This is a genomic window from Sphaerimonospora thailandensis (assembly GCF_016863115.1).
Classification (GTDB): domain Bacteria; phylum Actinomycetota; class Actinomycetes; order Streptosporangiales; family Streptosporangiaceae; genus Sphaerimonospora; species Sphaerimonospora cavernae.
Genome location: NZ_BOOG01000143.1, coordinates 1 through 951, shown reverse-complemented (window position 1 = coordinate 951; position 951 = coordinate 1). Strand labels below are relative to the sequence as shown.

Here is a 951-nt window from a genome sequence, read left to right as displayed (position 1 = left end):
CACATCCGGAAAATCACGTTTCATCCCTTTCCGTGTCGGCCTGAACCGCATCGATCATCTGTGTGATTTCCTCAGCGAGGCGCGCACGCTGCTCTGAGGTATAACCCTTCGGCACGCGGAAGATGAGACGTTCTCCAACACCGGTCTGGACATCGGCGATGTCCCATCCGATCCACTGCGTGACGGCCAGCGCCTTGACGCTGTCGGGATCCATGCCGAGCCCCGCCGCAAGCGCCTCCAGACGCCACAGATCCGGCATCCGGGACACCCGGCCGCTCAGCACGTCCGTTATCCACTGCGCGGTAAGGCACTGACCCGTGGCCGTGCTGACCGACCGCAACGCGAGCATCCGGATGCTGATCTGCTTGTCCGCGACGTAATCACGGATGCGGTCGCTCAGCGGGGCGGGGGGCTGGCCGGGCGTGGCACGCTGCGACGGCATTCGGTTGTCATCTCCTCGTCGTCCTGTGACCGCGAACGCCCACCATCATGCCCGCTAGATCCTGACGACAGGCGGTGAACCCCGACAACGATCACGACCAGCCTGTCAACAAGATGCGCCGATAAAACGACTTCACTGAAAGATTGATTGGGAGAAATCTTTCGTTCCGCTGCGCGTCCCGACTTCCGGTGGTTACAGTGCGGGTTGCAGTCGGGATGTCAGCAGAATTTGATGATGGGATTTCCATCGGAGAGGTCAGCCATGGCAGGAAAGGCGCAGATGCACCTTCGGAGCGTGGCACTCTTGCGCGCTTTGATGGCCGGCCGCACGCAGAGCGTGGCCGAGTTCGCCCGCCGGGCGGCGCTTTCCCGGCAGTGCATCGACGGTCTGCTCAAACGAGGGACCTGCCGGCGCACTACCGCGGAGGCCATCGCGGCGGCGGCGGGCGTGCCGATGCTCGACCTGTTCCACCCCGCAATGTCATCAAAAAATGCTGACAAAGGTTATCG

The 951-nt window shown here is 62.6% G+C and carries 2 protein-coding genes; one reads left to right on the top strand and one right to left on the bottom strand.

All coding sequences use genetic code 11. The annotated features are described in order from the left end of the window. Window positions 1-13: 13 nt before the first annotated feature. Window positions 14-442 carry a hypothetical protein gene (locus tag Mth01_RS29345; RefSeq protein ID WP_204019209.1) on the bottom strand — a complete coding sequence of 143 codons (429 nt, stop codon included), beginning with the start codon at window positions 440-442 and terminating at the stop codon, window positions 14-16. A 294-nt stretch (window positions 443-736) separates the two neighbouring features. Here Mth01_RS29345 and Mth01_RS29340 point away from each other — a divergent pair. Then, window positions 737-951 (top strand): helix-turn-helix domain-containing protein (locus tag Mth01_RS29340; RefSeq protein ID WP_204019208.1); only part of this gene is annotated, 215 nt, incomplete at its 3' end.

Bases quoted from the DNA above. Each gene is read 5' to 3' on its own strand.
- Mth01_RS29345 (WP_204019209.1), bottom strand. From the start codon at position 442: ATGCCGTCGCAGCGTGCCACGCCCGGCCAGCCCCCCGCCCCGCTGAGC.